Below are 245 nucleotides of genomic sequence, written 5' to 3'. Positions count from 1 at the left end.
TTTTAACGTACCGTCTTTAAAATATTTGTTATATACTTGAAAAAAATCATTTTGCTTCGTTATAGTTTCTTCATAACCAAATTGCCAAGTACTTTGTTCTACTTTAGTACTATCTTTAGAAATATAAGTATATCGGTTATTTATCTTGTTTTTGTTAAATTGCTCTACATCAAAAGTTTTCATAGTGTTTTGTTTTTGCGCAGAACAAGAAACTAACACCATAAAAAAGAATAGTAACAGAATAT

At 25.7% G+C, this 245-nt stretch carries 1 protein-coding gene; it reads right to left on the bottom strand.

Annotated elements, in window-relative coordinates:
• Window positions 1-183: hypothetical protein (locus ACFSTE_RS15740; RefSeq protein WP_378298261.1), on the bottom strand; the 183-nt coding region annotated here is incomplete at its 3' end.
• Window positions 184-245 lie beyond the last annotated feature (62 nt).

It is taken from the genome of Aquimarina hainanensis (assembly GCF_042684685.1).
In the GTDB taxonomy this organism is placed as follows: Bacteria; Bacteroidota; Bacteroidia; order Flavobacteriales; family Flavobacteriaceae; genus Aquimarina; species Aquimarina hainanensis.
Note: the sequence above shows the minus strand (reverse complement) of the source record. Positions and strands in the feature narration are given on the sequence as shown.